Raw genomic sequence first — 21395 nt, 5'->3', positions numbered from 1 at the left:
GAGCGCCTGGGCTCAGAGCCCGACGGGGCGGATGAAGTGCGCGCCCTCGCGGCGCCGGCCGGTCGCCGAGACGGTGAAGCGGACGATGTCGCTGCGGTAGCGGTCGTCCGAGGCCTCGAAGGTGCGCCCGTCGCTGTCGCGGGTGATGCGGTGCAGCCGGAGCACGGGCGAGCCGGGCGCGAGTTCGAGCAGGCGGGCGTCGGTCTCGTCGGCGGCCACGGCGTCGATCTCGTGGTCGACCTCGGCCGACTTCCAGCCGCGGGAGTCGAGGAACTCGGTGATCGAGACGGTGTCGAGGTCGACGTCGAAGAGGTTCCGGCCGGCCTCCTCGATGAAGGTGAGCCGTTCCAGCATCGTCGGCCGATCGTCCAGCGAGCGCAGCCGTAGCACGTCCACGACCAGCTCGCCCGGCTCGATGCCCAGCAGGGCAGCCTGGTCGGCGTCGGAGCGGCGCAGAGACACCTGCTGGGTGAGCGCGCCGGGGCGGGCGCCCATCGTCCGCGCCCAGCGGGTGAAGGGGATGGACACGTCGACCGCCTGCTGCGCCTTGCGCTCGATGACCCGGCTGGGGCGCCCGCGGGTCGTCTCGATCAGGCCTTCGCTGCGCAGCGCGGCCAGGGCGTTGCGGATGGGGCCGCGCGAGGTGTTCCACTTCGCGGCGAGTTCGCCCTCGGTCGGAACCTCGTCGCCGGGGGCGAGGGTCCCGCTCGCGATCGACTGACGCAGGTCGTCGGCGATCGCCTTGTACATCACATCGGCCACATAGGCACCTTACTGGTCTGGACTGCCGATCTTGAGCACCGACACTCGCCCGGCGCCCGTCCGATCGACTCGACACGAGTGGGTCGCACCAGATGGGTGAACACGCCGTGAACAGTGGCGAGATAGGTATATACGTGGGTACCTGGTGCGGCAGAGTTCCTGTCGTTCCCCCTTCGACACTCTCTCGCCCGAAAGGCCGTCATGCAGACCCGCGCCCGTCTCACCCTCTCCGCACTGGCCGTCGCCGGTGCACTCACGCTCCTCGCCGGCTGCTCCGGCACCGCGACCGCCGGCGCGACCGCCGGAAGCGACGCCGAGGCCGGCTTCGCCGTGGACTCGAACACGCTCGTCTTCGGCGTCGTCCCCGACTCCGTCGACACCGAGACCAACTACCAGCCGCTGATGGACTACATCGCGCAGGAGACCGGCAAAACCGTCGAGTACAACGAGTCGACCGACTACGCGGCCCTCATCGAGGCGGCCATCGCCGGACAGGTCGACGTCGCCTCCTTCTCGGGCTTCACCTACGTCACGGCGGTCAACAACGGCGCCGAGCTCACTCCGATCTCCTCGATCACCACCGCCGAGGGTCAGGAGCCGGGCTACTACTCGCAGGCGATCGTCCCCAAGGGCAGCGCCATTACGGACCTCGCGGGGATGAAGGGAAAGAAGGTCTGCTTCGTCGACCCGTCCTCCACCTCCGGCTACCTCTTCCCGAGCTACAACCTGATCGAAGCGGGCATCGACCCCGAGACCGACATCACGCCGGTCTTCGCCGGCAAGCACGACGTCAGCGTCCAGAAGGTCGGCGCTGGCGTCGAGTGCGAGGCCGGCTTCGCCGAGGACAGCGAGGTCGAGAAGTCCGACAAGGTCGAGGTCATCGCCGAGACCATGGTCCCCGGCGCCCCGATCGTGGAGTCGAACACTCTCCCCGACGACCTGAAGGAGCAGCTGCGCGACATCCTCAGCGAGGTCACGATCGACGAGATCATCGCCTCCGGCGTCGAGTCGGCCGACACCGACGGCTTCCGCAGCGTCTTCTACGCGACCACGCCCGTCGACGACGCGTACTACGACGAGATCCGCGACATCTGCGAGGTCACCAACGCCACGCAGTGCCAGAAGTAACCGTCCTGCGCCCCTGACGAACCCGACCTGGAGAATGCCATGACGACGATCCCCGAACCCACGACCGACACGGTGGTCACGATCACCGACGTCACCAAGAGATTCGGCACCACGACCGCCCTGGACGGCGTGTCACTCACCGTCCGCCGCGGCGAGATCGTCGTCCTCCTCGGCCTCTCCGGGTCGGGCAAGTCCACCCTCCTGCGCCACCTCGACGCCCTCGAGATCCCCACCAGCGGATCCGTCGCCGTGCTCGGCCAGGAGGTGCCGGCCCTGCGCGGACGACGACTGCGGGAGCTGCGCGGCCGGGTCGGCTTCATCTTCCAGCAGTTCGAGCTCGTCCCCTCGCTGACCGTGCTCGAGAACGTCCTGACCGGCGCCCTCGCCGATCTGCGCGGTCCCCGCCTCGGGCTGTGGAGCTATCCGAAGGCGAAGAAGCTGCGCGCGCTCCAGCACCTCGAGCGGGTCGGCCTGCTCGAGCGCGCCTATCAGCGCGCCGATACCCTCTCCGGTGGGCAGCAGCAGCGCGTCGCGATCGCGCGCGCCCTGATGCAGAACCCGTCGATTCTGCTCGCCGACGAGCCCGTCGCCTCCCTCGACCCCGAGTCGAGCGATCAGGTGATGGCCCTCATCCGCGAGATCGCTGCAGAGGAGGGGCTCACCGTGCTCTGCAGCCTGCACCAAGTCGATCTCGCCATCTCGTGGGCCGACCGGATCGTCGGTCTCCGGCACGGCGCCGTCGTCCTCGACACCCCGGCGGCCGGACTCTCCAAGGCCGAGGTCATGGAGATCTACGGCCGCGTCGCGACGACGACCTCCGAGCTCGAGGCCGTGCAGAACGAGCTCCTCACCCCGGAGCACGCCCCGTGACCGCCGTGCTCCCGCCGCGCACCGCGCGCCATCCCGATCCGGCCGTCGCCTCGCGCGCCCCGATACCGAAGCGCTCACCCGAACGGATCGCGGCAGTCCTCACCCTGCTCGCGCTCTCCGGACTCGCGATCACGGCCCTGATCGAGATCGACATCTCCGTCCCTCGGATGGTGCAGTCGCTCTCGAACGCCGAGCGCTTCTTCGGCCGCGTCGGCGCCATCACCTTCCCCGAGCCGGCCGAGCTGGTCGCCCTCACCGCGCAGACCCTCGGGCTCGTCCTCACCGGGACCCTGCTCGCCGCGGTGCTGTCGGTACCGCTCGCCTACTTGGCCGCGGCGAACACCACCCCCGGCAACGCCGCCCGGGCGATCGCACGCTTCCTCGGCGTGCTGGCCCGAGCGATCCCGGACGTCGTGCTCGCGATGGTCTTCGTGCTGATGTTCTCCCTCGGCTCGCTCCCCGGGATCCTCGCCATCGGCCTGCACTCCGTCGGCATGATCTCGAAGCTCTTCGCCGACGCGATCGAGCAGATCGACGAGGGGCCGCGTCTGGCGATCCGCGCCGCGGGAGGGACGAAGCTGCAGGAGTTCACCTCCGGCGTGCTCCCGCAGGTGCTGCCCTCGTGGGTCGCGACGGTACTGCACCGCAACGACATCAACCTCCGCGGCTCGGTGATCCTCGGCTACGTCGGCGTCGCGGGGCTGGGCCTGGAGATGTCCTACGCCTTCAAGTCCCTCCAGTACGGCCGCGGGATCGGCATCGCGATCGTCATCTTCGCGCTGTGCGTGGCGATGGAGATCGTGTCCAGCTCCGTCCGCACGGCCATGCTCGGCCGCGGCACCGAGAGCTCAGGACCGATCGACGCACTGCTGCGCCGCGTCCGGTCCGGACAGACGCCGGCCGACCGCACAGTCCTCCCCGTCAGCACGCCTGAGGGCGCTCTTCACCGGCCCTGGACTGGCGCTCGCGCCCGGAACGCGGTCGCCGGAGTCGTCGCTGTCGGAGTGATCGTCGCGGGTGTCCTCGTCAGCGACATCACCTGGAGCGACGCGCTCACCTTCTGGGCGCGGATCCCCGCGGTCGCCGCGCAGTTCTGGCCGCCGTCGTTCGGCAGCTACGACGCCGGCACCATGGTCGAGGCGATGCGGGAGACGATCGCGATCGCCCTCGCCGCCACGCTGCTCACCGTCGTCGTCTCGGTGGTCGTCGGCTCCCTCGCCGCCCGCAACGTCACCCCGAACCGCACCGCCCGCGGCGGCTTCCGCCTGCTGCTGGTCGCGGTCCGAGGCGTGCCCGAGCTCATCCTCGCCATCGTCCTGATCGTCATCTCGGGCCTGGGCACCCAGGCGGGCACGATCGCCCTGGCCGTCGGCGGAGTAGGGCTGCTCGGCAAGCTCATCGCCGACTCGCTCGAGGAGGTCGACTCCGGACCGGAGCGCGCCCTCGTCGCGACCGGCGCCACCCGCCTCCAGGTCTACGCCGGAGCCACCGTCCCCCAGGGAGCCCGCGCGATGCTCGGCCACACCTTCTACCTGCTCGACACCAACATCCGCGCGGCGACCCTCCTGGGCATCGTCGGCGGCGGCGGGATCGGCTACTACCTGCTCAACGCCGCGCAGGGCTCGAATTACGCAACCGTGACCGCGATCGTCCTGATGATCCTGGTGACCGTCCTGCTCGTCGAGGGCGTCGCGATGTGGCTGCGGAAGGTGCTCCGATGAGCGACCGGTACGACGTCGCCGTCATCGGCTCCGGCATAGTCGGCCTCGGCGCCGCGTACGCCGCCGTCCGGCGGGGCCTGCGCGTGGTGGTGCTCGACCGCACCGCGCAGCCGATGGGCTCGACGGTGCGCAACTTCGGCCACCTCTGCTTCACGCCGCAGTCCGGCGACGCGCTGCGCTACGGCCTCGCGGCCCGGGAGGCGTGGCTGCGCCTCTCGCAGGACGCCGGCTTCCGGCTCGGCCGCCGCGGCACGCACATCGTCGCGCGCCACGCCGACGAGCTCGCCCTGCTCGAGGCGGCGGCCGCTCAGGCGCCGTTCGGCTTCGGCGACGGACCGGAGATCCGGCTCCTCGACGCGGGCGAGACCGCGGCGGAGCTGCCGGTCGACCCCGGAGTCGTCGTCGGCGGAGCAGTCCTGCCCTACGACTTGCAGGCCGACCCGCGCACCGCCGCCGCCGCGATCGTCCGCCACCTCGCCGACCTCGGCGTCGAGTTCCGGATGCGCACCGCCGTCGGCCGCGTTCGCGAAGGCGTCGTCGACACCAGCCGGGGCCGGATCCACGCTGACACGATCGTCGTCGCGGTGAACCACGATCTCGACCAGCTCTTCCCCGAGCTCGCCGATGCCCACGACGTGCTGCGCTGCTCGCTCGACATGCTCCGTGTCGCCCTGCCGCTGCGCGCGCCGCTGGCCGCACCGCTGCTGACTGGCTGGTCGCTGATCCGCTACAGCGGCTTCGCGCGACTGCCGGAGGCGGAGGCCGTGCGCTCCCGTCTGCACTCCGAGCGCCCGGACCTCGCGGCGATCGACCTCAACCAGATGTACACGCAGCTGCCCGACGGGAGCGTCGTCGTCGGCGACTCGCACCACCGAGCGGTCAGCCCGGAGCCGTTCCAGTCCGAGGCCACCGCCGACCTCCTCCTGGAGGAGACGGCGCGGCTGTTCGGCGCGGCGCCCCGCGTGCTCGAGCGGTGGCAGGGCGTCTACGCCAGCGGCCGCGACGAGTTCCTCGTCGCCGAGCCCGAGCCGGGCGTCCTCGTCCGCACCGTCACCACCGGCATCGGCATGACCACCGGGCTCGGTCTCGCCGAGACCACCCTCGCGGACCGCTTCGACAGCACCGCATCCCTCCTCGTCGCCACGGAAGGCCGCTGATGACCACCCTCACCCCCACCCCTGCCACCCTCGGCCCCGCCCTCGCCGGGATCGAGCTCATCGTCCTCGACATGGCCGGCACCACCGTCGCCGACGACGGAGTCGTCGAGCAGGCCTTCCAGCGCGCCGCCGAGCGCACCGGAGTCGCCGACCGCCTGCCCTGGCCCGAGGCGCTCTCCTACGTCCGCGAGACCATGGGCCAGTCGAAGATCGACGTGTTCACCCACCTCGCAGGAGGAGACGTGCCCGCCGCCGAGCGCGCCACCGCCGCGTTTGAGGACGCCTACGCCGAGCTGATCCTCGAGGGCGCCGCCGCGCCGATCCCCGGCGCCGAGGAGCTGCTGCACGAGCTGCGCGCCGCCGGGATCGAGGTGGCGCTGACCACCGGCTTCGCACCGATCACCCGTGACGCCATCCTCGACGCGCTCGGCTGGCGCGACCTCGTCGGCATCGCCCTCTCGCCGGCGGACGCGGGACGCGGCCGGCCCGCGCCCGATCTCGTCCTGACGGCCGCGCTGCGCGCGCAGGTCACGGCTATGAGCGCCGTCGCCGTGATCGGCGACACCGCGAGCGACATCCTGTCCGGCCGCCGCGCGGGAGCCGGCCTCGTCGTGGGCGTCCTCAGCGGAGCGCACGATCGCACCCGTCTCGAGGGCGCGGGCGCGCACGCCGTTGTCGACGACGTCACCGCCCTGCGCGCACTCGAGCTCCTATGAGAACCGCCACAGCGCCGACACCGATCGACCCCGCAGCGCGGCGCGTCGAGCTGCGCCCCTCGGCTACGGCAATGGTGTGGCTCGCTCCCGACCGCCCGCACGAGGCCGTCGCCTTCGTCAGCGTCCGCCTCGGCTCGGGCGATGTGCTGGTCGAGATCGAACTCGCCACGATCTGCGGCTCCGACGTGCACACCGTCCACGGCGACCGCTCCGCTCCGGCTCCGCTCGTCCTCGGGCACGAGCAGCTCGGCCGCCTCGTCGAGCTCGGCGCCGGCGACCCCCGCGCGCACGACGGTTCCCCCCTGGCCGTAGGCGACCGCGTCCTCTGGTCGATCGCCGCGAGCTGCGGCGCCTGCGACCGCTGCACGAGTGGGCTCCCGCAGAAGTGCCGAACCCTGCGCAAGTACGGCCACGAGCGGATGAGCGACGCCTGGGCGCTCTCGGGTGGCTTCGCCACTCATGCGCACGTCGTCGCGGGCACGCCGATCATCCGGGTGCCCGAGGACGTGCCGGCGACCGTCCTCGCACCGGTGTCCTGCGGCACGGCAACGGCCTGGGCCGCCCTCACCGCAGCGGAGGCCGTGCATCCACTCCCGGGCGCTCGGCTGCTGATCAGCGGCGCAGGGCTCATCGGGCTCACGGCGGCCGCGATGGCGACGGACCGCGGCGCCGCCGTCACCCTCGTCGAACCGAACCTCGGCCGACGCGCGCTCGCCGGACGCTTCGGCGCCCATGCCTTGCATCCCGATGAGCTCGCCGGCGACTTCGACGTCGTCCTCGAGGCCTCCGGTTCGCGCGCCGCGGTCAACTCCGCGCTCACCAGCGCCACGACCGGTGGAGTCGTCGTGCTGATCGGCAGCGTCTTCCCCACCGAGCCGGTCCCGCTGGACCCCGAGCGCGTCGTCCGCGGACTCCTCACCGTCCGCGGCGTGCACAACTACACACCAGGAGATCTCGCCGCAGCCACCGCCTACATCGTGGACCGTTGGCAGGCATGGCCCTTCGCCGACCTCGTCGGAGACACGGTCTCCCTCTCCGACCTCGACGAGGGAATCAGACGAGCACTCGACGGTCCTGTCCGAATCGGCGTCACACCGACCTGACATGAGCTCGTCATCGAGAGGTACGCAGCACCAGGGCTATTCGCTTACTGAGCTTTTCTCTGATCGTCTTGGTGAACAGTAGCTTTTCGAGACTCCTGATCAAGATGCGACTCGAGGTCCGCTGGAGCCGAGATCTCGGGCGCGAGTCTGTCTCGGAAAGCCGTCTTGCCGTGTTTCGTCTCAGGAGGGGTCGCAGAGGGTGTTTCCGAGTCAGAATGGGCTCGTGAGACTCCTGGGTTATACGCGTGTGAGTACGTCGAGTCAGGACGCGCAGCTGCAGCTCGACGCGCTCGTCGCGGTCGGCGTGCAGAAGCGCGACGTCTTCGCGGACGTCACCTCGGGGAGCAGGACCGCGATCGAGCGGACCGGAATGAAGAAGCTCCTCGAGTACGCCGAGGACGGCGACACCGTGGTCGTGTGGCGAGTCGACCGCCTTGGCCGTTCCCTGATCGACGTGCTGAACACGGTGAACCTGCTGCGCGAGCGTGGTGTGCAGGTCCGGTCGATCTCGGACGATATCGATCCGTCGACATCGACGGGCCGGCTGATGTTGAACATGCTTGCCACGCTCGCGGAGTACGAGCGCGAACTTATCGTGGAGCGGGTCAACGCTGGCATTGCCGCCGCCCGCGCGAACGGCACCCGGTTCGGCCGGCCTCTCTCGGATCCGGTCGTGATCGCGGACAAGCTCGCGATCGCCGCCGACGCTCGCGCACGTGGTCGCACCGCTGAGGACGCTGCTCGTCTCGTCGGGTGGAGTCGCGCGACGCTCTATCGCCACCAGCAGGCTCACGCGGCCCGCGAGAGTGCAGCGATGTAGCGACTGGTGGACGGCCTCGAGCGGTGGCGGATCCTTCGACTTCACGTCGAAGATCGGGTCCCCCTCGCGGCCCTCGCCCGCGAGAGCGGCATCGGCACGCGGACGCTGCAGCGCTGGCATCAGCTCTATAAGAGGGACGGGCTCGCCGGGCTCGACGACACTGCGAGGACGGACAAGGGCGGTCGGCGCACGGATCCGGCGACCGTCGCCGCCATCGAGGGGTCGCCCTGACCCGGCCTCGACCGTCGATCGCGACGTTGCATCGCCTCACCGTCGAGGAGTGCCTGCGCGACGGCCGGCCGGCGCCCAGCTACGCGACCGTCCGTCAGATCGTGCAGGCCCTCGACCCCGCGCTCGTCACTCTCGCGTTGGAGGGCCCGGCTTCCTATCGCGACCGCCACGAGCTGGTGTTCCGCCGTCGGGCGGAACGGCCGAACCAGATCTGGCAGGCCGACCACACCGAACTCGACATCCTCATCGTCGGAGCGAACGGCAAGCCCGACCGCCCCTGGCTGACGACCGTCATGGATGATCACTCCCGCGCGATCTGCGGCTACATGCTCTTCACCGGGGCACCCTCGTCGCTGAACACCGCTCTCGCCTTGCGGCAGGCGATCTGGCGGAAGACCGACCCGGCATGGGCGATGTGCGGGATCCCCGACGCGCTGCACGTCGATCACGGCTCCGACTTCACCAGCCACCACCTCGAGCGCACCGCCGTCGAGCTGCACCTCCGGCTCATCTTCTCCACTGTCGGCCGGCATCAGGGGCGCGGCAAGATCGAGCGCTTCTTCGGCACCATCAACACCGAAGTCCTCCCGACCCTCCCCGGCCACCTCGGCCCCGGGAACCGCAGCCCGCAGCCCGTGCTCGATCTCCCGGGCGTGGACCGGGCGATCGGCGCCTTCATCGCCACCTACAACCAGCGCACCCACCAAGAGCTCGGTGTCTCCCCGCGCGACGCGTGGGTCGCGGACGGCTGGATGCCCCGCATGCCCGACACCCTCGACGAGCTCGACGGCCTGCTGCTCACCGTGCCCACGCATCGGACCGTGCAGCGAGACGGCATCCACTTCCAGGGTCAGCGCTACCTCGCGCCCACCCTCGCCCCGTTCGTCGGACACACCGTCACCATCCGCTACGACCCCCGCGACGTCTCCGAGATCCGCGTCTACGACCACGACACCTTCCTCTGCGTCGCCGTCGACGAAGCCCACCCCAACATCCGCCTCAGCCTCCGCGACATCGAAGCCGCCCGCCGCGCGCGCCGCCACGAACTCCGCCGCACCATCAACGACCGCATTCCCACCGTCGCCCACCGCGAGGAACCCCACCTCGCGGACCCCACTCCGCGCAAGAAACGACTCCGCACCTACGAGGAGGAGTGATGACCCAGACCTTCATCGCCACCAAGGAACACCGCCGCTTCACCGAGTTCGCGAACGCGGTGAGGAAGGAGCGCACCATCGGCATCTGCCAAGGCGACGCCGGAGTCGGCAAGACCAACTCCGCCCGCCGCTACGCCAACTGGGACGTTCTCGAGCCCTACCTCACCGCGTGGGGCCCGCGCGGCGAAGACGACGCGAAACACAACGCGCTCGCGCATCGCTCCCGCACCGTCTTCTACACACCCGAGGTACTGCCGCGACCCAAGGACCTCATGCGAGAGATCGGCAAGTGGCAGGCTCACCTCGGCATTTGCATCGATGAGCACCTCCGCACCATCGGGAAGGTCGCCGGCGTGCACAACGGCGACACCACTCGGTGGGTCGAGATGCTCATCGTCGACGAAGTCGAGCGGCTCACGCCCACCGCTCTCGAGCTGCTCCGCGACGAACACGACCGCATCCACCTCGCGATAATCCTGATCGGCATGCCCGGCATCGACCAGCGCTTCCGCCACTACCCCCAGCTCTACAGCCGCCTCGGCTTCTCCCACCGCTACCGCGCCCTCGGCCGAGACGAACTCCTCTACGTCCTCGACCGACACTGGAAGCGCCTCGGACGCACCCTCAACCCAGACGACTTCACCGACGCCCAAGCCGTCGCAGCCATCGAACGGATCACCCGCGGGAACTTCCGCCTCCTCGAGCGGCTCTTCCCCCAGATCGGCCGCGTGCTCAAGATCAACGAACTCGAGACGATCACCGACGACGTCATCGAAGCCGCCGCCAGCGTCCTCGTCATCGGGAGCTGAATGGCGCCATCGAGCGATCAGAGAACGCCGCCATCAAGCGAGCAACTCCACACTCGGCACGCCGAGACGCCGTCTTCGGCGGCCGTACGACGACGGTCTATCGGACGGCTGGTCCACCGACACATGATGGGGGTTCGCCGAGTCGTGCCTGTATGCGACGACCCATCCGTTCCACAAGTTGCTCCGAAGGCGTCCCGCAGTCCTGATGCCGACAGTGCGGTGTTCGACCCGATCGAACGCCTCAACGATCCCCATACAGGACGGCCTACCCGTTTTCATTCCGGTAGGAGGAGCGGCTGGAGAGGAAAACACTTCGGCGGCGGCAACGCCCCGGAGCCGGGAAACGGGGACGCTACGATCTGCCACCCGAGCTGCTGGCGCGTAGGCCAGGGAGTGCGGCTTCCGCTGCCGTGGTGAGGGTGCGCCGGAGCCAGCGCGAGGCAGGGTCGGCGTCCGCGCGCTGGTGCCACCGCTGCTCGACGGTCACGGTCGGGAGATCGAACGGGACGCGGTGGATGCGCAGGGGCACTCTCCGTTCGACGAGGTGCGCTGCCAGGCACGAAGGGATGAGGCAGAGCAGGTCGTCCTCGAGTGCCATCAGTGCGCCGACGGCGTAGCTGGGGACGACCGCCACGACGCGCCGGGTGAGACCCGCCCCTTCGAGGGCGTCGTCGAGGGGCCCGCGGTCGAGCCCGCGACGGGAGGCGGAGACGTGCGGCACGGAGCAGAGGTCCTCGGCCGTCAGCAGTGCCTGCTCGCCCAGGCGGGACTCGGCGGCGACCACCGCGACGAACGTATCGGTGAACAACGGCGACGTCCGGACGTCCGCCGGGCCGGGATCCGCGACACCCACGTCGAGGTCGAGGGAGCCGGCCCGGAGCAGGTCCGGGTCCTTCGCGTCCTGGGGCAGGAAGCGGAGCCGGATGTTCGGCGCCTCCGTCGCCACGAGCCGCGTGAGTCGAGGAGCGAGGACGGGGGTGAGAGCGTCGTTGATGCGGATCGTGAACGTCCGGCTCCAGGTGGCCGGGTCTCCGGAGCTCTCGAGGTGGAGCCGGTCGGCGTCCTCGAGAAGGCCCCGCACCCGGCCGGCCGCGCGCTGGGCGAAAGGCGTCGGCACCATGCTCCGACCCGCGCGCACGAGGATCGGATCGCGCATCGACAGCCGCAGTCGCCCGAGTGCTCGGCTCGTCGCCGGGACCGACAGATGGAGGAGCTCGGACGCGCCGGTGACACTGCCTGCGGTGAGGAGCGCGTCGAAGACCCGCAGGAGGTTCAGATCGAGCTGCTCGGTCGACATGTAGTCATTGTGCCGCACGCAACCGTTTCTTGCCGATGTTGCTCTCGACGAGAACCGCGAGGCGCTTCACCATGGAGAACGAGCGATCCGCTCCCCCTCTCCTCGGCATCCGGCCGAGCACCCCGACCAGGAGGTCCCCATGGCACGCATCGTGCGCCCGCGAGCATTCGGCGGTCCCGACGTCCTCGACGTCGTCGAGATCGACACCCCCGTCCCCGGCCCCGGCGAGGTGGTGGTCGAGGTGCGGGCCGCCGGAGTGAACCCACTCGACTGGAAGCTCTACAGCGGAGCCTTCCACGAGGTCGACGACGACGAGAAGGACGCCGCCGGCCTGTCAGAGGTGATGCCGAGCCTCGGCATGGACGCCGCCGGAGTCGTCGCAGCGGTCGGACCCGGCGTCCACGGCGTCACCGTCGGGGACGAGGTCATCGTCTACCCCGTGACCGCCGCGTACGCCGATCGCGTCGTCGTCCACGCGAGCTCACTGATCCCGAAACCCGAGAGCCTCTCCTGGCCGGAGGCGGGCGGGCTCATGCTCGCCGGACTCACCGCGGCGCACACCGTCCACGCGGCCGGTGTCCGGGCCGGCGACACCGTCCTCGTCCACGGCGGCTCCGGCGGCGTCGGACTCATCGCCGTCCAGCTCGCCCGCCACCTCGGCGCGACTGTCGTCGCGACCGCTGCGGAGCGCAACCACGAGCTGCTCCGTGAGCTCGGCGCGACGCCCATCTCCTACGGGCCCGGACTGGCCGACCGGGTCCGGGCCGCGGCACCGCAGGGAGTCGACGCCGCGATCGACACCGCGGGCACCGACGAGGCACTCGACGTGTCGCTGGAGCTGATCGCCGACCCCGCACGCATCGCCTCCATCACGGGATCCGACCGCCGCATCGGAACCGGCGTGACACTCATCGGCTACGGACCCGGACAGGACTCCGGCACCGAATACCGCTCCTCACAGCGCGCGCACCTCGCCGAGCTGGCCGGCTCCGGCGCGGTCCGCGTGATCATCGCGGACACCTTCTCTCTCGACGAGGTCGCGCAGGCACACGAACTCGGCCGCTCCGGTCGTGCGACCGGCAAGATCGTCCTCCTGCCCTGAGCCGAGACGCCGCCGCTTCGTGGTGATTGGTGGGAGCCGGTGCTCAGAAGCCGCCGGCGGGGCGCACCTGGTAGTGCTCTTCGAGCGCGGTGACCTCGTCCGGGGTGAGGTCGATGTCGACAGCGGCGGCTGCGTCATCGAGGTGGTGGGGCTTCGTCGCGCCGATGATCGGTGCGCTGACGACGGGGTTGTTGAGCACCCACGCCATCGCGATCTGCGCCATCGACACGCCCCGCGCCTCGGCGATCTTCTGCACGGCGTCGATGACCGGACGGTCGCGTTCGGTGTCGGCGAAGAAGGCGTTGCCCACGGGGTCGTCGGAGGAGCGCTGGGTCTGCTCGCCGGCGGGGCGGGCGACGCGGCCCTTGGCGAGGGGGCTGTAGGGGATGCTGCCGACGCCCTGGTCGGCGAGCAGGCCGAACATCTCGCGCTCCTCCTCGCGGTAGAGGAGCGAGTACTGGTCCTGCATGGACACGAACCGGGTCCAGCCGTGCAGGTCCGCGGCGTGCCCCCTGTTCGCCGCCCTCGACCCCGACCCCGCCGGATCCGTCGACGGAGTGCTCGACCAGGAGAACCTGCCGCTCGAGCAGGAACCCGCGCCCGTCCGCGCGGACCTCGACCGCGTCCGCCCCACCCGCTGACCGTCACCAGTGACTGGAGGGGCATCACGACACGAAGCCCCGTGAAAACACCGCCACGAAGAGCCGAGATCCACAGGATCGCGCGGCCGGTTCTACTGCGTGCGCGTGTACCGGTGAACGATCCCCATACGGGACGCAGGATTAGCCGAACTCGGCGCTGCTCAAGATCTGCGGACGAGCGTCGGAAGAACGCTGTGGTCGACGGTCTTGACGACAGCTGCGGTGACGACGGGCCCGACGGTGAAGCGGCGGGGTGGCGGATAGCTTCGCCGAGAAGGCGCCCGCGCAGCTCAACGAGGAGCGCGACGATCCGGGTTCGCTTCTCAGGTCGCCGCCCCTACTCCTCGGGGGGCCTGAAGACGCGGCCAGCCGGGGTCGTGAGACGCATGACGACGGCGGCTCGTGCCCCACATCTCCCGCATTACGGGTCCATGTAGCCCCTGCGCGCATCGAGGCCCTTTTGTATACCACCGCCAGCGAACGTTTCGAGGTGGATGCGGTTCTGCGCGGTCACTGCAGCTCAGAGGAAGGTTGTAGCATCGTGGAAACCTGCCCGAAACGGTGTTTGGGATACAAAAGAGGAGTCCTCGCGGTGACCATCACTCTGGAGCCGCTTTCCCCCTCGCCCTGCTGGGAGCTACACATGTCTGCTGTATCCCGCACCACCGCTCCGCCCGCTTCAGGCCACACGGTCGCCTCCGTCCTCGACTCCATCGGCTTCACCCGCGCGCAGTTCTGGATCTTCCTACTGATCCTCGCCGGGGAGTTCTTCAACACCCTCGAGCAGAACTCGGTGGGTGCCATGGGCAGCCACATCAAGGAGACGCTGCAGATCGGCGACGTCCAGCTCACGACGATCAACACCGCCACGGTCATCGGCGGACTGATCGGCCGCGTGCTGGCCGGCTACCTCGCCGACCGCTACGGCCGCCGCTTCTCGCTCAGCCTCAACCTGCTGATCTACACGCTCGGCGGCCTGCTCAGCGCCGTCGCGATGAACTACGAGATGCTGCTCGTCAGCCGCCTGATCGTCGGCATCGGCATCGGCGGCGAGTTCATGATCGGCCTGGTCATGCTCTCCGAGATGGTCTCCACCCGCTTCCGCGGCACCGCGATCGGCGCCGTCAACGTCGGCGCCGGGGGCCTGGGCAACTTCCTCTCCTACGGCCTGTTCCTGCTGCTGCTCGGCCCGCTGGAGACCCCGCTCGGCGGCCCCGACTCCGTGTGGCGCTGGTCGTTCGTGATCCTCGCCGTCCCCGCGCTGCTGGTCGTCTTCTACCGCCGCAAGCTGCCGGAGACGCCGCGCTGGCTGCTCTCGCAGGGCCGCACGGAGGAGGCGAACCGCTCGCTCGCGATCCTCGCCTCGAACTCGCTCACCCCCACCGCCGCCCGTCCGCCCGTCGAGCTCTCGCCGGACGACCTGCCGCCCGTGAAGATGTCGGCCTCGCCCGCCGCGGTGTTCAGCCGCCCGGTGATCCGCCGCACCGCCGCCCTCGGCGTCGCGTCCTGGATGGCCTTCGGGTCGCAGGTCACGCTGAACTTCCTGATGCCGACCCTGCTGGTCGAGCGCGGCTACTCCGTGTCGGAGAGCCTGCTCTACACGATGATCATGAACATCGGCTCGCTCCTCGGAGCGACGACCGCGGCCCTGATCGCCGGTCGCGTCGGCCGCCGCACCGCCGTCGGCGCCGCGGGAGTCCTCGGCTGCCTCACCGCGCTCGCCTTCGCCGGCTTCGGCAACGGCACCGGGGCGATCCTCGTGCTCGGCGCTCTCTTCCAGTTCTTCACGATGGTCACCAACACGACCCTCGCCACCTGGACCGCCGAGATCTTCCCGACCGCGATCCGCGCCTCCGGAGCCTCGATCGTCAACGGCATCGGCAACATCGCCGGAGCGGTCATGCCGTTCCTCGCGGTCGCGCTCTACGGCTCGTTCGCCTTCGCCGGCGTCTTCGGCCTCGCCGCCGTGATGTACGCGGTGCTCGTCGTCGCCTCCCGCTTCGCCCCGGAGACCCGGGGTCGCTCGCTCGAGGACGTCAACGAGAACGCGATCGCCGCCGCCGCCCACTGACCCACCCCCGCCCCCGGCGCTCCGGCGCCGGGGGCGCGACCCACCACCGGACAGCACCACAAGGAGCACCATGGACACCCTCACCGTCTCGGCCACCGCCAACGGACTCAACTACCTCCCCGAGTACGTCGCCGACGTCGGCGGCCTGTTCGCCGAGCGCGGCCTCGCCGTCACTGCCACCGCCTGCGACCCCTGGACCGGCGTCCTCGACGACCTCGACTCCGGCGCCGCCGACCTCGCCCTCGGCGGGCTCTGGGTCCCCGGGATGTACGCCGGAACGAGCCGCGAGCTGACCGTCGTCGGCCAGCTCAACCACCGCTTCCCGATGACGATCGTGGCCCGCGACGGCTCCGGACCGGTCGGGCTGGACTGGCTGGCCGGCAAGGTCGTGCTCGCCCCGGGCGCCGGCGGCAGCGCACCGTTCGAGTTCACCGCGGGCCTGATCCGCGAGGCCGGGCTCGACGTCTCCGCCACCCGCTGGGCGCGCGACCTGTCCACGGCGATGATGCTGGAGCTCTACCGCGACGGCCTCGGCGACGCGATCGTGCTCGACCTGCTCTCGGCGAAGGAGCTCGTCGCGGCCGGCGGCGGGCAGATCGTCTTCCGCCACCTCGACGCGGGCGTGATGCCCAACAGCGTCTACTACACCCGCACCGAGCGGGTCGAGGAGCTCGCCGACCGCACCGAGCGCTTCGTCGACGCGATCGAGACGGCGATGCAGCGGATCACGGCGGGCGAGGCCGGCGCCGAGATCGACGCGGTGCTCGCCGCGCGCTGGCCCGACCGCGACCCGGTGCTCCTGCACGAGGCCGCCGACGAGATGGCCGCCGGCGGGGTCTGGGACACGACCGTGATCGACGAGGCCGCCTCCGACCGCTGGATGCGGATCCTCGCGGAGGCCGGGCTCGTCACCCGCGCCCCCTCCCTCGCCGAGCTGACCGGCCGCACGACGGTCGGCGCGCGCTGATGACGCTCGTCCTCGCCTTCGAGCAGATCGCCGGGCTGCTCCCCGACGTCGACGTGCTCGGCGCGGTCGAGCAGGTGTTCGCGGACCTCGGCTCCGGGGCGCTGCACCAGGGCGCGCCGACGGCCCTCGCGGGCGAGGACGACGGGCTGATCCTGCCGATGGCGGTCCGCTCCGACGCCCTGGGCCTGGCCGCCGTGAAGCTGATGGCCGACCTGCCCGGCAACGCGGCGCGCGGGCTGCCGACGCAGCGCTCGACCATCCTGGTCACCTCGCTGCTCACCGGGGAGTGCGTGGGCGTCCTGGACGGAGCGCTGATCACCCGGGCGCGCACCGCCGCCGCCTCCGCGGTCGCCACCCGGCATCTCGCCCGGGCGGACAGCCGGGTGCTCGGGCTGATCGGCGCCGGCAACCTCGCCGTCGCGCACGTCCGCGCGCTGCAGGCGGTGCGCGACCTGGACGAGATCGTGGTCTGGTCGCGGTCGGACGCGACGCTCGACCGGTTCGAGGAGGCGGTGGGGCGCCCCGTGACCCGCGCCGCGGATCCGCGGGCCGTCGCCGAGCGCTCCGACGTGCTCTGCACGCTGACGCCGTCGGTCGAGCCGATCGTGCGCGGCGCCTGGCTGCATGCCGGCCAGCACGTGAACGCCGTGGGCGCCCGTCCGCGGCCGGAGCACCGCGAGCTCGACTCCGCGGCGATGGCGATGGGCATCCTCGTCGTCGACAGCGCCGCCACCGCCCGGGCGAAGTCGGGCGACCTCGTCCTCGCGATCGCGGAGGGCGCGCTCGACGCGGCGGCCGGGCTTCTCGAGCTCGGCGACGTCGTGGCCGGCACCGCTCCCGGCCGCACCCGGGACGACGAGATCACCGTGTTCGACTCCGTCGGCCTCGCCGCGCAGGACCTCGCGGTCGCCGCCGCGCTGATCGACCTGGCGCGGCTGCGGGACGCGGGCAGCGAGATCCGCCTGTCCGGGGTCCCCGCGGCGGCGGGCCGCTGATGCGCATCGCCGTCGTCAACTGCAACACGACCGAGTCGATGACCGAGACGGCCGCCGCCCGCGCCCGGCTCGCCGTCGGGCCGGGCACCGAGATCGTCGCGATCACGCCGAGCTGGGGCGTCGCCTCGGCCGAGGGCTGGTACGACAGCTTCCTCAGCGCCGCGGCCGTCCTGCACACCCTGGAGCGGCTGCCGGCCGGCATCGACGGCGTCGTGATGGCCGGCTTCGGCGAGCACGGCCGCGAGGGCGCGCGCGAGCTGCTCGACGTGCCCGTCGTCGACATCACGGAGGCGTCCGCGCACCTCGCGATGCTGCTCGGCCGCCGCTACGGAGTGGTCACCACGGTCCGCCGCGCGGTCGGCCAGATCGAGGACAGCCTCACCACCGCCGGCCTGATCGCGCACTGCGCCGCGATCGAGGACACCGGCCTCGGCGTGCTCGAGCTGGAGGAGGATCCGCAGGCGACCCTCGACGCCTTCGTCGCGGCGGGCGAGCGCGCGATCGCCCGCGGCGCCGAGGTGATCTGCCTCGGCTGCGCGGGGATGGCGGGGCTCGAGGAGCACGTCGGCGCGCGGCTGCCCGTGCCGGTGGTCGACGGGGTCGCGGCGGCGGCCGCGCTCGTCGAGACGCTCGTCCGGCAGCGGCTCGGCACCAGCCGGATCGACAGCTACGCCCGCCCGCTGCCGAAGGAGCGCAGCTGGCCCGGCGGCTGAGCGCGGGGCCGAGCGCGGTGGCCGGCGGACCGCACAGGCAGGGTCGAGCGTGTTGAATGGTCGCACCGGCGTCGCGAGGAGGACCGTCATGACACTCGCCAGCACCGAGGAGTCGCTCGCCAGCCAGACCTACCGGACGCTGCGCCGGCAGATCATCCTCGGCCAGCACTCGCAGGGATCGCGGCTCGTCGAGGCCTCACTGGCCGCCGAGCTGCACGTCTCACGACTGCCGGTGCGCGAGGCCGTGCCGCAGCTGGCCAACGAGGGCTTCGTGCGGATGCTCCCACGCCGCTCCACCCGCGTCGCCCAGTGGAGCATCGAGGACGTCGTCGAACTCTTCGACGTCCGACTCAGCCTCGAGACCCTCGCCGCGCGGCTGGCCGCACAGGCCGTCGCCGCCGGTGCGTCACTGCAACCGCTGCTCGACGCGATCGACGCGGAGCACCGCGCCCTCGACAGCGAGGACTGGCTCGAGGTCGCCGAGACCTCGACCGTCGTGCACGAGGCAATCGTCGAAGTCGCCGGCAGCGCCCTGCTCTCCTCGCTGATGCGCGCCGTCACTGGGCGGATGACGTGGCTGTTCTACCTCACCAGCGCACGCGACCAGCGCCAGCAGTCCGACGAGCACCACGGCCTCCTCGACGCGATCCGCGCCGGCAACGACCGCCTCGCCGAGTCGATCGCCTTCACCCACATCGAGAAGGGCCGGGCGCCCTCCCTCGCGATGATCGCCGGACAGTAGCCGCCAATGTGAGGCGTCGCCCCTGCGACCGGTAAACCATCCCTTTGCGGAACACCTGCTCGTGTAGTCGTGCCGTGTGCTGCTCAACCGACGATCACGGCGGTACGCAGAGCCAGAACCCAGCTGGTCACGGCGCCGACGGCACCCGAGCCGAGCATCAGCCACTGCCATCGAGCGCGCGAGGGCGTGCTGAGGCGCATCGCCACGACCAGGAGAACGAGGGTTGCGAGGGCGACAGAGAACAGCGCCGGCCACGCGACATGGAACGCCGTGCACTGAGGCGGAAGGGACTCGTTGCACGCCAACGTGAATCCGTCGAGGACAACGCCCGCGACGAGGGCGAGGAGTGATGGCGCTCGCGATCACGACGGATCTCTTGAGCGACAGCGTCTGCACAGCATCACTCTCGGACCGGCGAGTGAACGGCAGGAGCGCACTGGGGCAGCCGGGTCACCTCCGCGTCGCAGGCACCGACCCCTGGCGGACACCCGGAGTAACGTGGAGGGGACGGCGCGAAAGGATGAGCGCATGTCGAAGAAGATCGAAGCAGCCCACCGCAAGCTCGGTGAGGCGCTCGAGAAGCACGCCGAGCTCACCTCCGGAAAGAAGAGCCGACGCGGCCGGATCGAAAGCGCCGCGGCCGAAGTGAAGAGCGCTGCATCGAGGTACGCGGCTCTCGTGTCCGCGCGCACCGGCACGGAGAGTCCGTTCAGCGACATAGCGGACCCACGCCTGGACCGTCCCACGATCGCCTCACTCACGGCGGAGGGCGACGCGCTCAGCCGACGGCTGGCCCAAGCTCCGCTCACGGCGTCCGACCTTCACGTGCCGCTCCCCGCGGTGGACCCGTCCTAGACACGTCTGATTGACTCGCGGCTCGCTGGCGTGCTGAACGGTTCTGATTCATGGTGCGTTCACCGACGTGCCGGATCCTGATGCTCATGGGAGCACGAGAACTGGCATGGGGTGTTCTGGCGTGGCCGACCGTTGCGGTCGTCGCGCTGCTGCCGAGTGCGGGTAGCTGGGATGTATCGGGCGGGTCCGCAGTAGGAATCCTCGCGGGCACCGCAGCTGCATTCGCTGTCGCGGGCGCACTTCTGTGGCTTCCCTCGAGTCTCTGGCTCGACCGGCGGACACGCCGCTTCCCGCGCGTCGGGCAGGCGGCCGCGTTCCTGGGCCTGGGACTCGTGATCGGCGGCGCCGTCTCCACCGCGTTGGTACTCGCGTCCGGAAACGCGACCTGGCCCTCCTCCGCGAGCCTCATCACTCAACACGCCGTCACGGCAGGCATCGCCTCCCTCCTCGGCTGGCTCCTCGCGACCATCCTTCGCGCGAAGAAACTGCCGATCGTTCCGACGGCGACGAATCGCGTGTATCGGTGAGCGATCCCCAAACGAGACGATGGGCTTGGGGGTTACGTCCGGGCCGAGCGAGAGCAAGGTGCAACGATGTGCTCATGGACGAAGCGGCGACGGTAGAGCGCGCTGACCAGCTATGGCAAGCGGGCCGCCGAGCGGCTGCTCTTGAACTTTTGAAGGCTCAGGTACGCCGCTCCCCCTCCGATCCGGCGGTGCGGCTCGCGCTGATCGCGAGATACCGCGAACTCGGCGCTCCCGATCAAGCAGGACGCTGGGGACTCGCTTTGGATGGCGAGACTACGGACTTCGAGCGAGACAGGGCTGCTCGCCTGCTGGCAGGGGCAGGCCTTCGCGATCGCGATCTGCCCGACTTGCTCTCCCTGCCGTCTCGCGATCTTCCCCAAGAAGCCCTCGAGCTGCTCGCTCTGGTCGAGCACTATCGCGCGCGGTTCAATGAAGAACACCCCTACCAAGCGCCGCCGCCGCGAGACCGGCTCGAATTCGCTGCGTTCGTCCTCTGGCTCGCCGCAGTCGGCCTGGCCGTCGTTGCCTCGATGATCGTGTGGGGTGGCGCAGTGCTCGACACGCAGATGACCGCCTTCGCTCGATGGTCAGGTGTCGTCTGCGTCGGCATCGCGGCCCTTGGCTTCGTTGCACAGGGATGGCGGTGTCTGCGCTCAGGGTCCCGCGTGCTCGGCTGGACCTGGCTCGTAGCAGCCGCGATCATCGCGATCGAACTCGCCGTCCTACTCCCGGCCGCGGCCCAGAACGCCGGAGAGCTTCTGTTCACCTGGGAGAAGTGAACCAACCGCACCACGCCAGGAACGCAACCATTGAGACACGCGGCGGCAGCGCTGAAGAGCGACCCGTTCAGCCATCCTCTTACGGGACGACTGGGATAACGTCGACGCACGCCCGATCGCTGGACGAGACGGGTACGAGATCTCTCGAGTGGATGTCAATTTTCGAGGTCGACAAGCATCTCGCCTCCCGCTCGCCTGTTGCGCCGCCACCGCGTATCGAGATCATCGCGCG

At 70.5% G+C, this 21395-nt stretch carries 22 protein-coding genes and 1 pseudogene; 19 read left to right on the top strand and 4 right to left on the bottom strand.

What is annotated here, in order from left to right; translation table 11 throughout:
- Nucleotides 1-12 precede the first annotated feature (12 nt).
- Nucleotides 13-762 (bottom strand): GntR family transcriptional regulator, encoded by a 750-nt coding sequence (locus C5C59_RS05330; protein WP_258062603.1) that lies wholly within the window; start codon nt 760-762, stop codon nt 13-15.
- A gap of 201 nt (nt 763-963) precedes the next feature.
- On the opposite strand from C5C59_RS05330, the gene C5C59_RS05325 reads away from it, so the two are divergent.
- The 9 genes and pseudogenes from C5C59_RS05325 to C5C59_RS05285 all read left to right on the top strand — a co-directional run bounded on the left by C5C59_RS05325 (nt 964) and on the right by C5C59_RS05285 (nt 10474).
- Nucleotides 964-1890: a phosphate/phosphite/phosphonate ABC transporter substrate-binding protein gene (locus C5C59_RS05325; protein ID WP_104238422.1), complete on the top strand. Its 927-nt coding sequence runs from the start codon at nt 964-966 to the stop codon at nt 1888-1890.
- A 39-nt stretch (nt 1891-1929) separates the two neighbouring features.
- Entirely contained in the window at nt 1930-2760 is an 831-nt protein-coding gene (phnC, locus tag C5C59_RS05320) for a phosphonate ABC transporter ATP-binding protein (protein ID WP_104238421.1), read from the top strand.
- Nucleotides 2757-4481, top strand: a complete 1725-nt coding sequence (locus C5C59_RS05315) for an ABC transporter permease (protein WP_104238420.1) — start codon at nt 2757-2759, stop codon at nt 4479-4481. Before phnC ends, C5C59_RS05315 begins: the two co-directional genes overlap by 4 nt.
- Nucleotides 4478-5638, top strand: coding sequence for a TIGR03364 family FAD-dependent oxidoreductase (locus C5C59_RS05310; RefSeq protein ID WP_104251235.1), 1161 nt, complete (start codon nt 4478-4480; stop codon nt 5636-5638). The genes C5C59_RS05315 and C5C59_RS05310 overlap by 4 nt, the downstream gene beginning before the upstream one ends.
- A complete protein-coding gene (locus tag C5C59_RS05305; protein WP_104251234.1) occupies nt 5638-6354 on the top strand; it encodes an HAD-IA family hydrolase in 717 nt (238 codons plus the stop codon). Before C5C59_RS05310 ends, C5C59_RS05305 begins: the two co-directional genes overlap by 1 nt.
- Before the next feature lie 71 nt (nt 6355-6425).
- A complete protein-coding gene (locus C5C59_RS05300) occupies nt 6426-7457 on the top strand; it encodes a zinc-binding dehydrogenase (RefSeq protein WP_258062601.1) in 1032 nt (343 codons plus the stop codon).
- Nucleotides 7458-7680: 223 nt separating this feature from the next.
- A complete protein-coding gene (locus C5C59_RS05295; RefSeq protein ID WP_104238896.1) occupies nt 7681-8277 on the top strand; it encodes a recombinase family protein in 597 nt (198 codons plus the stop codon).
- Between the two features lie 6 nt (nt 8278-8283).
- A pseudogene (locus C5C59_RS05290) lies at nt 8284-9665 on the top strand (Mu transposase C-terminal domain-containing protein).
- A complete protein-coding gene (locus tag C5C59_RS05285) occupies nt 9665-10474 on the top strand; it encodes an AAA family ATPase (RefSeq protein WP_104238897.1) in 810 nt (269 codons plus the stop codon). Before C5C59_RS05290 ends, C5C59_RS05285 begins: the two are co-directional and overlap by 1 nt.
- Nucleotides 10475-10826: 352 nt before the next feature.
- Here C5C59_RS05285 and C5C59_RS05280 read toward each other — a convergent pair whose 3' ends face one another.
- Nucleotides 10827-11771, bottom strand: coding sequence for a LysR family transcriptional regulator (locus tag C5C59_RS05280; RefSeq protein ID WP_104238898.1), 945 nt, complete (start codon nt 11769-11771; stop codon nt 10827-10829).
- A 139-nt stretch (nt 11772-11910) separates the two neighbouring features.
- Between C5C59_RS05280 and C5C59_RS05275 the strand changes: the two genes are divergently transcribed.
- Nucleotides 11911-12873, top strand: a complete 963-nt coding sequence (locus tag C5C59_RS05275) for an NADP-dependent oxidoreductase (protein ID WP_104238899.1) — start codon at nt 11911-11913, stop codon at nt 12871-12873.
- Nucleotides 12874-12916: 43 nt separating this feature from the next.
- On the opposite strand, the gene C5C59_RS17450 is transcribed toward C5C59_RS05275, so the two are convergent.
- Complete coding sequence (locus tag C5C59_RS17450; protein ID WP_219812475.1) at nt 12917-13342, bottom strand: aldo/keto reductase; 426 nt, start codon at nt 13340-13342, stop codon at nt 12917-12919.
- On the opposite strand from C5C59_RS17450, the gene C5C59_RS17445 reads away from it, so the two are divergent.
- The 6 genes from C5C59_RS17445 (at nt 13341) to C5C59_RS05245 (ending at nt 19002) form a co-directional block, all read left to right on the top strand.
- Nucleotides 13341-13514 carry a hypothetical protein gene (locus tag C5C59_RS17445; RefSeq protein WP_219812473.1) on the top strand — a complete coding sequence of 58 codons (174 nt, stop codon included), beginning with the start codon at nt 13341-13343 and terminating at the stop codon, nt 13512-13514. The genes C5C59_RS17450 and C5C59_RS17445 overlap by 2 nt on opposite strands.
- 643 nt (nt 13515-14157) lie before the next feature.
- Nucleotides 14158-15585 carry an MFS transporter gene (locus tag C5C59_RS05265; protein ID WP_104238901.1) on the top strand — a complete coding sequence of 476 codons (1428 nt, stop codon included), beginning with the start codon at nt 14158-14160 and terminating at the stop codon, nt 15583-15585.
- A 70-nt stretch (nt 15586-15655) separates the two neighbouring features.
- Nucleotides 15656-16552 carry an ABC transporter substrate-binding protein gene (locus tag C5C59_RS05260; protein ID WP_104238902.1) on the top strand — a complete coding sequence of 299 codons (897 nt, stop codon included), beginning with the start codon at nt 15656-15658 and terminating at the stop codon, nt 16550-16552.
- Complete coding sequence (locus C5C59_RS05255) at nt 16552-17547, top strand: ornithine cyclodeaminase family protein (protein WP_104238903.1); 996 nt, start codon at nt 16552-16554, stop codon at nt 17545-17547. The genes C5C59_RS05260 and C5C59_RS05255 overlap by 1 nt, the downstream gene beginning before the upstream one ends.
- On the top strand, nt 17547-18260 hold the full coding sequence (locus C5C59_RS05250) for an aspartate/glutamate racemase family protein (protein ID WP_104226500.1): 714 nt from the start codon (nt 17547-17549) through the stop codon (nt 18258-18260). Before C5C59_RS05255 ends, C5C59_RS05250 begins: the two co-directional genes overlap by 1 nt.
- Before the next feature lie 88 nt (nt 18261-18348).
- On the top strand, nt 18349-19002 hold the full coding sequence (locus C5C59_RS05245; protein WP_104224667.1) for a GntR family transcriptional regulator: 654 nt from the start codon (nt 18349-18351) through the stop codon (nt 19000-19002).
- An 83-nt stretch (nt 19003-19085) separates the two neighbouring features.
- On the opposite strand, the gene C5C59_RS17550 is transcribed toward C5C59_RS05245, so the two are convergent.
- The gene (locus C5C59_RS17550; RefSeq protein WP_258062600.1) at nt 19086-19208 is read right to left on the bottom strand and encodes a hypothetical protein; all 123 of its coding nucleotides are present in this window, start codon (nt 19206-19208) and stop codon (nt 19086-19088) included.
- Between the two features lie 322 nt (nt 19209-19530).
- Here C5C59_RS17550 and C5C59_RS05235 point away from each other — a divergent pair, with 322 nt between their 5' ends.
- The 3 genes from C5C59_RS05235 (at nt 19531) to C5C59_RS16995 (ending at nt 21163) form a co-directional block, all read left to right on the top strand.
- Nucleotides 19531-19857 (top strand): hypothetical protein, encoded by a 327-nt coding sequence (locus tag C5C59_RS05235; RefSeq protein WP_104238905.1) that lies wholly within the window; start codon nt 19531-19533, stop codon nt 19855-19857.
- Nucleotides 19858-19907: 50 nt separating this feature from the next.
- Nucleotides 19908-20384: a hypothetical protein gene (locus tag C5C59_RS05230; RefSeq protein WP_146082849.1), complete on the top strand. Its 477-nt coding sequence runs from the start codon at nt 19908-19910 to the stop codon at nt 20382-20384.
- 74 nt (nt 20385-20458) lie between these two features.
- Nucleotides 20459-21163 carry a hypothetical protein gene (locus C5C59_RS16995; RefSeq protein WP_146082850.1) on the top strand — a complete coding sequence of 235 codons (705 nt, stop codon included), beginning with the start codon at nt 20459-20461 and terminating at the stop codon, nt 21161-21163.
- The last annotated feature ends 232 nt before the right edge of the window (nt 21164-21395 follow it).

The organism is Rathayibacter sp. AY1F4, from assembly GCF_002931775.1.
In the GTDB taxonomy this organism is placed as follows: Bacteria; Actinomycetota; Actinomycetes; order Actinomycetales; family Microbacteriaceae; genus Rathayibacter.
Note: the sequence above shows the minus strand (reverse complement) of the source record. Positions and strands in the feature narration are given on the sequence as shown.

Bases quoted from the DNA above. Each gene is read 5' to 3' on its own strand.
- C5C59_RS05230 (WP_146082849.1), top strand. From the start codon at position 19,908: ATGGTGCGTTCACCGACGTGCCGGATCCTGATGCTCATGGGAGCACGA.
- C5C59_RS05275 (WP_104238899.1), top strand. From the start codon at position 11,911: ATGGCACGCATCGTGCGCCCGCGAGCATTCGGCGGTCCCGACGTCCTC.
- C5C59_RS05300 (WP_258062601.1), top strand. From the start codon at position 6,426: ATGGTGTGGCTCGCTCCCGACCGCCCGCACGAGGCCGTCGCCTTCGTC.
- C5C59_RS05265 (WP_104238901.1), top strand. From the start codon at position 14,158: ATGTCTGCTGTATCCCGCACCACCGCTCCGCCCGCTTCAGGCCACACG.
- C5C59_RS05260 (WP_104238902.1), top strand. From the start codon at position 15,656: ATGGACACCCTCACCGTCTCGGCCACCGCCAACGGACTCAACTACCTC.
- C5C59_RS05235 (WP_104238905.1), top strand. From the start codon at position 19,531: ATGTCGAAGAAGATCGAAGCAGCCCACCGCAAGCTCGGTGAGGCGCTC.
- C5C59_RS05305 (WP_104251234.1), top strand. From the start codon at position 5,638: ATGACCACCCTCACCCCCACCCCTGCCACCCTCGGCCCCGCCCTCGCC.
- phnC (WP_104238421.1), top strand. From the start codon at position 1,930: ATGACGACGATCCCCGAACCCACGACCGACACGGTGGTCACGATCACC.
- C5C59_RS05325 (WP_104238422.1), top strand. From the start codon at position 964: ATGCAGACCCGCGCCCGTCTCACCCTCTCCGCACTGGCCGTCGCCGGT.
- C5C59_RS05310 (WP_104251235.1), top strand. From the start codon at position 4,478: ATGAGCGACCGGTACGACGTCGCCGTCATCGGCTCCGGCATAGTCGGC.
- C5C59_RS05255 (WP_104238903.1), top strand. From the start codon at position 16,552: ATGACGCTCGTCCTCGCCTTCGAGCAGATCGCCGGGCTGCTCCCCGAC.
- C5C59_RS05280 (WP_104238898.1), bottom strand. From the start codon at position 11,771: ATGTCGACCGAGCAGCTCGATCTGAACCTCCTGCGGGTCTTCGACGCG.
- C5C59_RS05250 (WP_104226500.1), top strand. From the start codon at position 17,547: ATGCGCATCGCCGTCGTCAACTGCAACACGACCGAGTCGATGACCGAG.
- C5C59_RS05285 (WP_104238897.1), top strand. From the start codon at position 9,665: ATGACCCAGACCTTCATCGCCACCAAGGAACACCGCCGCTTCACCGAG.
- C5C59_RS17450 (WP_219812475.1), bottom strand. From the start codon at position 13,342: ATGCAGGACCAGTACTCGCTCCTCTACCGCGAGGAGGAGCGCGAGATG.
- C5C59_RS17445 (WP_219812473.1), top strand. From the start codon at position 13,341: ATGGACACGAACCGGGTCCAGCCGTGCAGGTCCGCGGCGTGCCCCCTG.
- C5C59_RS16995 (WP_146082850.1), top strand. From the start codon at position 20,459: ATGGACGAAGCGGCGACGGTAGAGCGCGCTGACCAGCTATGGCAAGCG.
- C5C59_RS05245 (WP_104224667.1), top strand. From the start codon at position 18,349: ATGACACTCGCCAGCACCGAGGAGTCGCTCGCCAGCCAGACCTACCGG.